Origin of the sequence: Candidatus Chloroploca sp. Khr17 (assembly GCF_004138165.1) — a bacterium.
GTDB lineage: Bacteria > Chloroflexota > Chloroflexia > Chloroflexales > Chloroflexaceae > Chloroploca.
Map to the genome: position 1 here is coordinate 40,054 of NZ_RYFF01000039.1, position 12,120 is coordinate 52,173.

Consider the following 12,120-nt stretch of genomic DNA (forward strand, 5'->3'; position numbering starts at 1 on the left):
CTGGCGCCGGGCAGGTGAAGATGACGACCAATGCCCCGCTGAGCAGGGGATGACGACTGTAACCTCGACCTGCGCCTGGTTGGCGCTAGGTGCCTCATGACGACCAATGCCCCGCTGAGCAGGGGATGACGACTAGACCTGTGGCAGCAGTGAGGCTTACGAATGGAGATGACGACCAATGCCCCGCTGAGCAGGGGATGACGACTTACATGTCAACTTTAATATTCAGCATTTTAAACAGCATGACGACCAATGCCCCGCTGAGCAGGGGATGACGACCATCGTGGACGCATTGATGATGATACGCTGCGCCGCCAGGAGATGACGACCAATGCCCCGCTGAGCAGGGGATGACGACCTGCGTGCTGCAACGCGTCCGAGACATAGAAATCGTATGACGACCAATGCCCCGCTGAGCAGGGGATGACGACTTCAAGGCTCTCAGAGAACAATCATCACATAACCCAATGACGACCAATGCCCCGCTGAGCAGGGGATGACGACCGAGCCGCCCCATCGCGACCATGAGCAGGGCGGCGACATGACGACCAATGCCCCGCTGAGCAGGGGATGACGACATAATGTTTTCAGTGCTCGTATAGAATAGTAGCGGCGATGACGACCAATGCCCCGCTGAGCAGGAGGGTTGGGCTGAACATAACGCAGCGACGCCGCTTCCGCGACGGTGACACTGAACATAACGACGGCTTTTTTGACGCATCTGTGCGCAGATGCGCCTGGCACGCGAGGATGGTGTCTACGTAACAGAGGAACAGCAAACGCAAGAGCCGTTGCCGTGGACGCGCCTCCTTCCTTGCCACGGGAACCCCGTAGCGGATGCCACGCTCCTCGTTGCAGATGGTCGGGTAGAGGCCCTCACCCGTGCTGCGCGTCACCAGCCGCATGCATCGCTCTCGTGTCCCAAGGTGGAGATCGTGAACCCTGGCATGTGGCCGCAACGAACGTCGCTCATCGCATCCAGAAACGGCGTCCGCATGCGCTCACGAAACACGCGTGACGGCAAAGCCCAGGCTTGAGGCACCTTGAGGCCAGTGCCACGAAGCTCGGCGCACGGCCTCTTGGGGGCGCGGCTCGCGAGGGTTGCGCCGAAGGCGGTGAGGGGCCACGGGGCCGACGGGTCGTCGTTCCCTGCTGCTGAGCCGAGCCTTCTTCCACCGCGTGACCTCGTGCGCACGCGGTGCCCACGCCCCGCTTGCTCCGCACCCACCATGCGGTATCATGGGCACCAACGACGCGATCCGTTGACCCACGCTGCTGATCATTGACCCAGCCCCGCGCCGCCGTCGGCGGCCCCGCCCGCTCGTCCGTGCAGGCGGCGTACGCAACCGTGGCAACCCGAGGAAGAAGCGATTGCCTGCACCACCCTTCCCTCAACTGACGACCACCCTCCCCAATGGGGTCGTGGCAACCGTGGAGGCCGCGCCGCACGACATTGATCTGGCGCATTGGCACCGCAATAACGCCGTGATCATCACCGATAACACGGTCATCACCCTGCGCCTGCGGCGGCGCGACCAGTTGGCCCTCACCGCCCAGCACGCCGGAGCCTGGCTCGCCGCCACGCCGGTGCCCATGACGCCGCTGCTCGCCCTGGCGCTCAGCACCCTGACCGGCGAACTGCCTGAACCCTGGCACCTGTCCATTCTGCGCTTTGTCGGGGCGACGCTGCCCCCGCTGAACGTCCCTGACCACGAACCCGCAGCGCTTCGGGAGATCCGGGCGCTTGTCCACGCGGCCCTGCACCGCCCGACCGACGACCCCGGCCTCGATCTCGGGGGCGACCGCTGGGTCGTCGCTCGCATGCTCGGCTGCTACGGCGAAGCGCTGTGGGCGCTGCGCGGCGCGGATGCCCGCCGCTGGGGTTCCCTGCCGCTTGGCGTGCCGACCGATCCCCCCTTGCTGCGGATCCTTGTGGGCATGGCCGGGGTCATGCACCGCACGGCGCAGCGAGCGGGCCACGTGACACTGCCCCTGGCTGAGGGCGGGCATCCCACCGATGCGATTATTGATTGGCTGGCGCTCGTTGCTGGGCCAGCGCCGCCACCGGCCGCACTACTCCCTGGCGGCCTGGGCCGCGTCAGTACCCATGCGCTGGTCGTCGGCTCCGCGACCGAACCCCTCACCCTTGACGCCACCCGCGCCGAGGCGCTGCGTGACCTCGCCGCGATCCTCCTCGCACGGGTGAGCCGCCCGGCCCCCCGCTACCTCGGTGAGGTGCTCGATCTGACCATCCCCCCGGGCCTGATGGCGGAAGTGACCGCCTGGAACATCGCGCGCGTGCGCGTCATCCCCCACCCCGAAGGCCTCTGGGTGGCGGTGGGCGGGGCCGATGACGAGGCGGCGGCGGTGGCCTGGTGGGCGGCCACCCCAGCCAGCAGTGCGCGTTTCCCGATCTCGTTTCCGCCGGCGGCCTGGCTGCTCATGCACGCGATTCTGGCGGCCCTCTGGCACGATCTCTGTGCGGAGGCCATCGTAGTTGAGCCGCAGCCGGACGCCACCCCGCCCGCTCGCTCGCCGGGGGCGCGTGCGCCTGCGGGACGGAACCCCGGTGGTAAGCGCAGCGTCCGCTTGCCACCGGTACGCTACGTGGCGCACTGGGGCAGCGACGAAGATCGGGCGCTGATCAATGCCTATGTCTTGGCAGGCCATGGCTATCGCCGCCTTCCGAGCGGATGGGAAGCGCGGCAGGACAGGCGCGACTTCCAGCGACGCACGGCGGACGCCGCCGACCGCGCCCACGCGCACGGGCTGGATGCCCCGCCGCCCGGCTACACGTACGTTGCGCCCCATCAGCGGCCTGCGGGGCGCAGCCAGGGCGACGCGGGCCTGGCGGCCCCACGGCAAGTACAGGCGCGTGGGCTGTTTACGCTGCGGCTCGGGCTGCGGCGGAACGACGACGAGGCTCCGCTGCGAGCCTAGGGCGCGGTGGCAGTGCAGGCAACGGCTTCCGGTGAAGACCCGCGCTCACGCCATCATGCGCAGCCCACCAGGATCACCGACGGTGCCAGCGCAGGCCCCTGCGCTGGCATTCAGCACTGGGGGCTTATGGTTCAGCAGAATGCCTTAAACCGATCACATGGCACGATTCTGCGCGAATCGTTGCCATCCCCCAAGGAGCCGCAGGCGCGGCATGGGCCGCTGTGCAGAGCACTGAATGGCCAGCCGCTACGCGACCAGACCATCCAGGCGCGTTGGGCGGCCTCCTGCGCGCAAGCTGGCGTTCATGGTACCCTGCACCAGCTTTGCCACCGTCACGCACCAGCCCTTGTCCAAGACGGGGTGAGCCTGGACACCATCCGCACGCGCCTGGGCCACCAACACATCCCGACGACGCTCCGTTACGCCGAGCAGAGCGACGCCGCGGCTGATGCCGAGCGACGCCAGCGACGGCGGGGCCTTCCGCACAAGCACACGTAAGCGCCGTACACGCTCTCGGTTCTTGCGTTTTCTGTTCCTATGATACGTAGACCCCTGGTATGCTGGTCATGCGGAGCATCCTTTCGTGATGAGGGCGGATAGAACAAATCCCTTCTCATACGGCATGCTCCGTTTGTGTGCGGCACCGTAGCCGCCATCGCAGCGGCGTGCGGCGGCCCCCCCCTCAAAGGGTTTCACCTGTTCTGGGAAGGGCTTCCCAATGCAGTAAAACGCCTCATGGGTGCATGCCAACATATATACCGCATTGGGACGAGTTAAACCGGGGCTGTGTCTCACGAAAAGCGGTCGTTTGACCCTATTTAGTGAAACCCTTTGAAGCGGCCCCCCCTTTGAGGGGTCTCATCGCTTAAGTATATGACAATGGGCGTGGATGCCGCATATCCTGGCCTTCATCGATCACCTCGTCCCCGCCATTCCGGAAGGCTGGTGCACCCTGGTGCTGGCCGATCGGGGCTTGTGGAGTCCGCGGCTGTGGGCGCACGTGCGGACGCATCGATGGCACCCGCTGGTGCGCATTGCGGATGGGGTGGCCGTCCGCCCGCTGGGATGCAAACGGACGGTGACGCCGGCCCGCTTAGTGGCCAAACCCGGGCACGGCTGGGTCGGGGAAGCCGATGTGTTTGGGGAAGACGCACGCCAGACGGCAACCCTGATCGTGATCTGGGGCGTCGGGCACAAGGCCCGCTGGGTGCTGCTGACCGATCTGGCCCCACGGCAGGTGCAACACAGTTGGTATGGGATGCGGATGTGGATTGAATTGGGCTTCCGAGCGCTGAAACGTATGGGCTGGCAGTGGCAGAAAACCCATCGCACCGACCCCAACCGGGTCGCACGCCACTGGCTGGTGTTGGCCGTCGCGACGTTGTGGGTGTTGGGCTGCGGGACGCGCGAGGAGGACGCGGAGCGCCTGCATACCACGCCGGATCGCCTGCGTGTGCCGCCGGATCTGGAACCGCCGACCGGACCGAACGAGGTCAGCCTCTTTGCGTGCGGCAGCAGCGCCGCGCGTCGCCAATTGGGGCGCGGACGCCTCTGGCAACGCGTGTGGTTGCGTCCTGGCTCCTTGCCCGCACCGTATCCACATATCAAAATGATCGTGCATCGCACGCCGAAACCGGGGAACCATACCAATCACCAATCCGGAACCGGGTAATGTGCCTTGAGCGTACATACCCTTGTAAGATACTAAGGTGCCCCCAGCTAGAAGCAGTACTATCTTAAAAGAGGATACATGTACTATAGATTAATATTGTAATAAGCAGAATTTGGATTTATAATTATAGTTATGATTATGGTAGTCTAATGGAGGTAATTATGAAGCGTAGAGATTTCATAAAACTTTTAGGAACTGCAGGAGGAGGAGCAATTATCTCATCTATTGGAGGAATCCCAACACGAGCTCAATCATATAATTCTACAATCGGAAACAATAAGATCTTTCTTCCATTCGTAAGTAACGGGGTATCGAGACCCTTTACTATCTACGCTACTCCATCATATGCAGTAGAAATATTTGATCATGAAAGCTCTAATCTCAGTTTTGCTTCTGGTGATCTTTTTACGCCAATGATTAATGCTATACAAACTTTTGGTATCGAGAGGTTTTGTAGTGAGAGTTTGTGTGTAAATAAGACTGAAGCAACAAAAGACGAGGCATATGCCAATCTGGCACTCAACAATATTGTTGAATCTGTGCCTGCGCCTTTAATTCCTTTATTTAATCACCCTATTAACACTATAGGTAGAATTGAAGATGGCTATGCCATTGAGGGTGACTTAATATTGAAACCAGATCCCGGGGGGGTACTAAATGAAATTGAATGTCTACCTCTTGAATATCAAAACTCTGCTTCTTTTTCCAATATAGGTCTGGCAGCCGAAATGAAGGGGTCTATCAGTAATTACTTTTGGAGGCTGTCTCTTGAGAAGCACTATATTGGTGGATGCATCAAGCGGGATGTATGGCATGGAGGGGCGTTATTAAAATACAAGCCTAATGATAGAATGATTTTTGATATGCATTTATGCGGATGGTGGGAAGGATGGACTCCATGTTTTGGCGTTTATGAGAGTAGATCGGGATTTTGTATTAGGCAATGCACTTGGAATGTATGGGCAGTGCTCTTCTCACTTGCTTTTGCTGCTGGTATCACATATTTTCCAGCTGCTGCGGCATGGATCGTAAATGCGTTAGCCGCCCATTTTGCTACTGGTACTTTAGCGTTACTAACCGCAGCTCCTGGAGCACCACCTCCACCATAAATTATTAACACGAACAACTGCCAAGTTAACTTAGGGATGAGAGTGACCCACCCTCATCCCTAATCTTATATCAATTATCTGTGAACATACCGCATAATTAATGGCGTCAAAGCGCATTGGAGTACCATAATGAATAAAAGATACTACTATCAAGAGTTAGGAATAAGTCAAGCAAATTTATGGAGTGAGTTACTAAAGTATGTATTACCACAAGCTACTGAAGTGGAATTTGCAATCGGAGGAGTTAATGATAACTTATCGGTTAGGCTTGCAGAGTATTCTGACCTCTTAGTAGAAAGGCATGTAGATCAAATTAGATGGAATTTTAAACAAATTGGTGTTTCAACTTTCTTCAAGTTTCGATTAGCACCAAATCTAAAAATTTTCATAGCCAGTATAAACAAGCTCGGAATGTGGATAGATGACTTACCAGAAGATCCGACCTTCTACCACGACAAGAAAAAAATACTATGGACAATAAGTCACTCCGAATCAATATTCTGGCTCCTAAGTTCAGAAGAGGCGCAAGGACTTAATCAACGTGGCTTTTCATTATCACCAATACCTTCGCCAATTTCTCTCGATACCGGATAGGCAGGTAGCGCAGCACAATCACTCAAACGGCTTGTCCGTGTGTCTATCAGGGTTAAATAATACCTGATCCGGGTTTTCTCGGACACATTTTTATATTCTACAGGGGATTCAGTGATGCCTATTGAAACGTGTGTTTCTACTACTTTCGGGCTATTGAGGTGGCGAATTCCGCTTTAGGACGCCATTGGCTCTGGCCCACCTTTTTGGCGAAGGTATTGTATCACAATACCCTCGCCAAAATGACCACCGCTCAAGTAAAGCTGCCACTATTTTGAGCAACACCGCAGAAGAGCGCGTTAGATCACTCTAGTTCGCATCATAGGCCTTGACCCGAGATTCGTGTCACCAGCCGCAGTAAGCGAGAACGTGTAGCTCTACGCGACCACTCGCAGGGGAAGTCGTGTCGTGAGATCCAAGTCGAACACGCCGTACGGGCTGACGTGCTGGTACACCAGCAGGGTCAAGCCACGCCGGTCGTCGCTCGTGAGCCGCGCTTCCCAGGCTGGCTCGGCCAGCCGCTCCTGGATCATGGGCTCCGTGCAACAAAGGAACAGCAAACGCAAGCACCGTTGCCATGGACGAGCCTCCTTCCTTGCCACGGGAACCCCGTAGCGAATGCCTCGCTCCTCGTTGCAGATGGTCGGGGAGAGGCCCTGACCCGCGCTGCGTGTCACCAGCCGCATGCATCGCTTCTGTGCCCCAAGGTGGACAGCGTGAACCCTGAGCATGTGGCCGTGACGATCACCGAGCGACGGCGTCCGCATGCCTGGGGTTCATCCCACCAACCTCGGCGCAAGATCGAACATCGGCATGAGCCGGGCCTTGCGTGTGTGGCGCGAGCGCTGCGAAGATCGTCAACGTACGCCCATGCGCTCGCAGCGCATCCAGCGCTTCCGCTGCATCAGCCGCACGACCCCGCGCCCCTCAGCCCCCGCCCCCCGGCGGATCTTCATCGTCCTCAACGGCCAGTTTGACCCGCTCATTGGCAATCACCGCCGCTTCAATGTAGCGGCGCGGCATCGCCAGACTGCTCCAGCCCCCCGCTTCTTGCAACGCCAGCGGATCCGTTCCGGCCCGCGCCGCCCGCGTCGCCCAGTCGTGCCGACAATCATGCGGGCTCAGCCCCGCCACGCCAACCCGTTGCCCCAGGATGCGCACCCGGTCGCGCAGGCCCTGGATGGAAATGGGGCCGCCGAGGTTGACCGCGCGTGGGCCCGTGGTGGCGCGAAGCACCTGGCCGTCCGCACGCAGATCGCCCGCTGCGGCGTAGCGCCGGATGGCGCGGAGGGTGTCCCCCGTCAGGCGGTGAGTCTGCGTGGCATCCACTTTGCGCCGGTAGAAGCGCAGCAGGCCCCGTTCCAGGTCAAGATCGCGGACTTGGAGATCGGCGACTTCGGAGACGCGCAGCCCGTGATCGAGCAGCAGGCACATCAGCACCGCGTCGCGCCGCCCCTGCGGGGTGTCCGCATGCTCATGCTTGAGGCGCCGCACCTGTTGGGCCGTCAGCTTCGTCGGCGTGCCTTTTTTGGCCCCCCGGCGGGTCGTGGCCCGCTGTGCGTCACGGTTACGGCCCGCTTTGGAGCGTGGGGCCGGCGCTTTGACCGTCTGGATCAACGCCAGCGCCGCCGGGCTGAGGGTGCCCGCACGGGTGGCCTGGATGCAGTAGACCCGGATCGTCGCCAAGGCCCGGGCGATGCTCGCCAAACTATAACCGGCCGTCTCTTGCCACCGCAGGAACCCTTCGACGAGGCCCCAGGTCACATGCGTCCAGGCGCTGGGTTCCGTGGCCCACGCCGCGTCCTTGGCTTCCCCCACGCCGACGGCGGTGAGATAGCGCTGCCAGCGGGCCAGGTCAGCATCCTGCGCCCGGCGGGTCTGTGCGGCGAGCTCGGCGCGGTAGCGGGCGAAAACGCCCTGCGCCGCAGCTTGGTCAGCCGCCGCCGCCGCACGCGCCAGCGCGTGGGGCGCGGGAAGACTGAGGGCATGATCATCAGGCATGGGCAACCTCATCAAGGCGTCGAGACGGGTGGCGGGCGTGGCACCCGTAGGCGCACGGCCCGGCCCCGGCGTGGCGCGCAGCGGGCCAGGGCGCTGGCGTTCATTATACCGTGATAAATCCTAGTTATCAAGGGGTTGTTCGCCCCCCGACGGCCACCGGCGAGCCTGCCCCATCCTCCCCGCAGATCAAGTAAAATAGAGCAGCTCTACCTTCTGTGAAAGACGCCGCCCATGCAGCTCACCACCCTGACCGTTATCAACGGCCACCTCGCCGCCGCCGAGGACACCATCCCCAGCACGCTCGCCGTCGCGCCGCATGCCCCCGACGCCCCACGCGGCCTCTTCGTCACCGTCGTAAGCGTGGAAGACGCCGCGTACGATCTTGCCTACGCCGCCGTGATCTGCGGAGCGCTGCACCTCGATGCGGCGCAGCGCCCCGTGGCCGTCGATCTGCTCCACCCGCTGACTGACCTTACCCTGGCTGAGCAGCAGACCCTACGGAACCACCTGATCCAGCAGGCCTGGCGGGCCTGGGCTCGCGCCCCCCACCATGTGCGCACCCTGCTCGGGTGTCCCGCCGCCCCGCTGCGCCTCGCGGACGCCGCCCGCCAGCTTGGGGATCCCTTGCCCACCCTTGCCAAGGCCGCCGCAGAGGATCGGCTGCCCACCATCCACGTCGGCGACCGTCACCTTGTTTACCTGGCGACCGTAACGGAGGCGCACGACCGAGGGCTGCTGCACGATCAGCGGGGGCGGCCCCCGCGCACGGCAACGCCGAGGCGCTGATGCGGGGAGCGCAGCGCACTGCGCCTGTATGTGATTGGCATCAAAAGGGCGCATTTGCGCCCTCAGTGCTCAGTATACTAGAGAGAGACCAAGCAATGCCGCCCACCATCAGAAAGGTCGCTCGTTATGCATGCCCACATACGCCTGTTCCTCTTGGTGACCCTCATCGCAGTCCTCACGGCCTGTGGTACGACAGAACCCGCTGCCTCTGGTACATCATCGGACACCCCTCTGATCTCCGCGCAGACCGAGGCGTCAGAGACAACCCTTGACCCACCCCCCACAAGGTTGCCCATGGCAACCGCGACGCCACGGCCCACCGCGACGCCACGGCCCACCGCGACGCCACGGCCCACCGCGACGCCACGGCCCACGGCCACGCCTGAACCGCTTGAACCTGGCACAAGCCGCCAAGCACCGCTCCCGTTTGCGACAGAGCTTCGTTTTGCCCATTGGGCGGTGACGTTGACCGAGGTCGTGCGGGCTGACGAAGCCGCCCAGGCGCTTGCCAATGCGAATCAGTTTAATGATCCGGCCCCTGAAGGATGGCACTATGTACTGGTCTCACTCAGGCTGACCAATATCTCAACGGAGCAAGAGGCAAAACATGTTTTCTTGGCGGTCGATCTCCGCCTGACCGGTGATCGTCACCTCCTCTACCGCGAAGCCTCGGTCGTTGTGCCGCAGGAACTCGAGGGCGAACTCTTTCCTGAGGGGACAACTGCAGGTCAAGTTGCCTTCCTCGTGCCCGCTGATGAGGGCAATCTGATGGTTCAGGTCGATGAAAGTTTCTCCTTTGATCGCACAACCCGGCGCTTTGTGGCGCTTGACGCCAACGCCGCATTATCCCCCGACCCGGAGGTGCAGCGCCTCGCGGCGACGGATGTTGGCGTTCAACGCACCAACCCAGCCCCGCTCGGAACCACCGCTATCAGTCCCCAATGGGAAGTCACCGTGCTGGAGGTGATCCGTGGTGAGGAAGCGGTGCAACGGATCAGCGAGGCAAACCCATTCAATGATCCGGCACCCGCAGGCGAGGCCTACTTGCTGGCCCGCGCGCGGGTGCGGTATCGCGGCGACCACGACCCAGATGACGTGGCCGCGATCGGGCAGGGAGACTTCAAGATTACCGGGGCCAACAATATCATCTATGAACGCCCCAGCGTGGTCGTGCCCGATCCGCGCCTTGAGGCCGATCTCTTCGCTGGGGGCGAAGTGGAAGGATGGCTGGTCGTGCAAGCACCCCGTGATGAAGCAGGACTGACGCTCGTCTTTGCCCCAAGCTTCGATTTCGACCATCAACAGATGCGCTTTCTTGACCTGGAGTGAGTCAGTGTGCCTGCGGGTTGCCTGGCACAGGCCACGCCACGAGCGGGCTCAGGGGTAGGCCCAGATGCTGGGCCTGCCCCTGAGCGGGAAGATCATCAACCCCAGCTTGTACGCCCCACACACCGCGCCAGCCGTCGCGTTCCGGGCTGCGCACGGAACGCCCTCAGCTCCGCCACGACCGAGCCTTCCCGGATCACGGTGCATCCGGCGATGAAGCGCCGCATGATCGACGGGGTCGTCGCCGAGGGCCAGGCTTGCTCGCGGCGCGTATCCAAACGAAGCCTCGGGTTATGGCGAAGGGCATCCTGTCCTGGGCGGTCGTCCCTCAGTGGTCGTCGGGGGCCTCATCGTCCTCATCATCATCCTCATCATCAGGCCAGCAGGTACGACAGAGGCCGTGCCGCAGCGATTCGGCGGGCTTTCGACAGTCATAGCAAAGCCCAAACGCCTCATGTCCATCCAGAATCTCGCCGGCGTTACAGTCGTGACGATCACAGGCCAATTTGACAATCCTGATCACAAGATCCTGCTGAACAGTGCGCGGCATTGCAGCCCAGACCCCTGCCTCATCGAGTAGGGTGAGCACATCCCGCAGCATATAACTTCCATCATGGTTTGACATGAGCCTTGCCCTTTCCTTGCCCATAGGATCACCCACGTTGCGACGTTCGCAGTATGGTGGTGGTGTCCGCAGAGCCAGTTGCACGTTGTAAGACAACATAAATTGTAGGACATATGTGTGACAATAAGTGTCACAACCTGTGAGCACAACACGATCCCAATGCTCCGCATCCACACACCAACACCCCTGCCGTTTACCGCGCCAGGCAGCGCAGTGAGCAGCAGGGGTGCGTGGAGACAATGAACAAGCATCGCCATGTGACAGAGAAGCGAGGACGGGGCGAGTCGCTCACATACCAGGCGGACACCCTGGGGCTGCCCCACCGAACGGCCAGCAACGGTGCAATGGATTGTGTATCCGCGACCTGCTTTCCATCACAAGATCAGCGTGGAGGATGGTACTACAAAAGAGGAGTACTTCTATCGCATATTCGCTCCCACAAGCATAGCCTACAATAGAGGTATCGGATCAGCATCCGAAATGTGGTTATGGGGGAGTGGTATTACGCAAGAGAATCAGCGCAGCCACCCCGCCACGCAGGGGATGATCATCACGGTGCATCGATCCGCAAGGAGCGTTGCTGCCACCTGTGCTCGGATCGCGTTCATCGCAAGGGGGCAAGCGCACACCACTGAGCGTCAGGGCCGCCGCGCTCCCGGAGGAACCAGCCATGACTCAGCCCCGTCTCTGCACCACGCGCATCCTGCGCGTCACGCTGCTCACGCTGCTCACGCTCGTCCTGCTGCTCGATGGCTTCACCGCCGCCGCGCAGCCGTCCGTCAGTCGCCACCTGGCCCTTGGGATGCCCAGCCCGGCCGTCACCGACGTCAATGCGCCCGCCGACTACCTCATCGTGCGCGATCAGTACGCCCTCAGCTACCACCGCGACCGGGGCATCCCAAACTGGGTGAGTTGGCACCTCCAGGCGAGCGATCTGGGGGACGTGCCCCGCTACAGTGGCCCCTTCATCACCGATGCCAGCCTGCCCGAGGGCTGGTACCGCGTCACCCACAACGACTACACCAATAGCGGCTACGACCGAGGCCACATGACCCCCTCTGCGGATCGGA

Annotated in this window: 11 protein-coding genes and 1 CRISPR repeat array (1 of these 12 only partly in view); of the genes, 8 read left to right on the forward strand and 3 right to left on the reverse strand. The window is 61.4% G+C overall.

Features of this window, described 5'->3' with window-relative positions; translation table 11 throughout:
- A CRISPR array of direct repeats spans positions 1-652; the repeat unit is 37 nt; it begins 4,237 nt to the left of the window's first position.
- Positions 653-1,371: 719 nt separating this feature from the next.
- The 5 genes from EKD05_RS19025 (at position 1,372) to EKD05_RS19045 (ending at position 6,315) form a co-directional block, all read left to right on the forward strand.
- Positions 1,372-2,940, forward strand: coding sequence for a hypothetical protein (locus EKD05_RS19025; RefSeq protein ID WP_129675916.1), 1,569 nt, complete (start codon positions 1,372-1,374; stop codon positions 2,938-2,940).
- 126 nt (positions 2,941-3,066) lie between these two features.
- A complete protein-coding gene (locus tag EKD05_RS27265) occupies positions 3,067-3,438 on the forward strand; it encodes a tyrosine-type recombinase/integrase (protein ID WP_129675919.1) in 372 nt (123 codons plus the stop codon).
- Positions 3,439-3,829: 391 nt separating this feature from the next.
- Positions 3,830-4,612 (forward strand): transposase, encoded by a 783-nt coding sequence (locus EKD05_RS19035; protein WP_129675922.1) that lies wholly within the window; start codon positions 3,830-3,832, stop codon positions 4,610-4,612.
- Between the two features lie 161 nt (positions 4,613-4,773).
- Complete coding sequence (locus EKD05_RS19040) at positions 4,774-5,721, forward strand: hypothetical protein (RefSeq protein WP_129675925.1); 948 nt, start codon at positions 4,774-4,776, stop codon at positions 5,719-5,721.
- A gap of 129 nt (positions 5,722-5,850) precedes the next feature.
- Complete coding sequence (locus EKD05_RS19045) at positions 5,851-6,315, forward strand: hypothetical protein (RefSeq protein WP_129675928.1); 465 nt, start codon at positions 5,851-5,853, stop codon at positions 6,313-6,315.
- Between the two features lie 374 nt (positions 6,316-6,689).
- Here the strand turns inward: EKD05_RS19045 and EKD05_RS25875 are convergent, their stop codons facing one another.
- Together EKD05_RS25875 and EKD05_RS19050 are read right to left on the reverse strand one after the other, a co-directional pair.
- Positions 6,690-6,845, reverse strand: coding sequence for a transposase (locus EKD05_RS25875; RefSeq protein ID WP_165360815.1), 156 nt, complete (start codon positions 6,843-6,845; stop codon positions 6,690-6,692).
- Positions 6,846-7,239: 394 nt separating this feature from the next.
- On the reverse strand, positions 7,240-8,325 hold the full coding sequence (locus EKD05_RS19050; protein WP_129675931.1) for a site-specific integrase: 1,086 nt from the start codon (positions 8,323-8,325) through the stop codon (positions 7,240-7,242).
- Between the two features lie 219 nt (positions 8,326-8,544).
- On the opposite strand from EKD05_RS19050, the gene EKD05_RS25880 reads away from it, so the two are divergent.
- Positions 8,545-9,099, forward strand: a complete 555-nt coding sequence (locus tag EKD05_RS25880; protein WP_165360816.1) for a hypothetical protein — start codon at positions 8,545-8,547, stop codon at positions 9,097-9,099.
- Between the two features lie 294 nt (positions 9,100-9,393).
- The gene (locus EKD05_RS26410; RefSeq protein WP_205703985.1) at positions 9,394-10,428 is read left to right on the forward strand and encodes a hypothetical protein; all 1,035 of its coding nucleotides are present in this window, start codon (positions 9,394-9,396) and stop codon (positions 10,426-10,428) included.
- A gap of 325 nt (positions 10,429-10,753) precedes the next feature.
- On the opposite strand, the gene EKD05_RS19070 is transcribed toward EKD05_RS26410, so the two are convergent.
- On the reverse strand, positions 10,754-11,050 hold the full coding sequence (locus EKD05_RS19070) for a hypothetical protein (RefSeq protein WP_129675941.1): 297 nt from the start codon (positions 11,048-11,050) through the stop codon (positions 10,754-10,756).
- A 670-nt stretch (positions 11,051-11,720) separates the two neighbouring features.
- Between EKD05_RS19070 and EKD05_RS19075 the strand changes: the two genes are divergently transcribed.
- The coding region (locus EKD05_RS19075; protein ID WP_205703986.1) for a DNA/RNA non-specific endonuclease at positions 11,721-12,120 on the forward strand (400 nt) is incomplete at its 3' end.

Excerpts from the sequence above, each read along its gene's own strand:
- EKD05_RS27265 (WP_129675919.1), top strand. The coding sequence starts at position 3,067 with ATGGTTCAGCAGAATGCCTTAAACCGATCACATGGCACGATTCTGCGC.
- EKD05_RS19035 (WP_129675922.1), top strand. The coding sequence starts at position 3,830 with ATGCCGCATATCCTGGCCTTCATCGATCACCTCGTCCCCGCCATTCCG.
- EKD05_RS19040 (WP_129675925.1), top strand. The coding sequence starts at position 4,774 with ATGAAGCGTAGAGATTTCATAAAACTTTTAGGAACTGCAGGAGGAGGA.
- EKD05_RS19045 (WP_129675928.1), top strand. The coding sequence starts at position 5,851 with ATGAATAAAAGATACTACTATCAAGAGTTAGGAATAAGTCAAGCAAAT.
- EKD05_RS25875 (WP_165360815.1), bottom strand. The coding sequence starts at position 6,845 with ATGATCCAGGAGCGGCTGGCCGAGCCAGCCTGGGAAGCGCGGCTCACG.
- EKD05_RS19050 (WP_129675931.1), bottom strand. The coding sequence starts at position 8,325 with ATGAGGTTGCCCATGCCTGATGATCATGCCCTCAGTCTTCCCGCGCCC.
- EKD05_RS25880 (WP_165360816.1), top strand. The coding sequence starts at position 8,545 with ATGCAGCTCACCACCCTGACCGTTATCAACGGCCACCTCGCCGCCGCC.
- EKD05_RS26410 (WP_205703985.1), top strand. The coding sequence starts at position 9,394 with ATGGCAACCGCGACGCCACGGCCCACCGCGACGCCACGGCCCACCGCG.
- EKD05_RS19070 (WP_129675941.1), bottom strand. The coding sequence starts at position 11,050 with ATGTCAAACCATGATGGAAGTTATATGCTGCGGGATGTGCTCACCCTA.